1 protein-coding gene is annotated in these 239 nt (G+C 61.1%); it reads right to left on the minus strand.

What is annotated here, in order from left to right; all coding sequences use genetic code 11:
- Positions 1 to 239 (minus strand): amidase family protein (locus CHH91_RS19030; protein WP_286160860.1); only part of this gene is annotated, 239 nt, incomplete at both ends.

Here is a 239-nt window from a genome sequence, read left to right on the forward strand (position 1 = left end):
TCGATCGCCGCTCCTTGCCATTGTCTGCCGACACCTGGCCCAACTGGCGTACGGCCACGTGTCGGCTTTAAGCCTACAAGCCCGGTAAACGAAGCAGGGATGCGAATCGATCCTCCTCCGTCGCTCGCTCCCGCCAAAGGAACAATGCCGCTAGCGACAGCCGCTGCAGCCCCACCGCTAGACCCACCTGGCGAATAGTCTAGATCGAGTGGATTCCGTGCTGGGCCATGGAGTTTAGG

Source organism: Virgibacillus sp. 7505 (assembly GCF_002272135.1).
Lineage (GTDB): Bacteria > Bacillota > Bacilli > Bacillales > Amphibacillaceae > Terribacillus.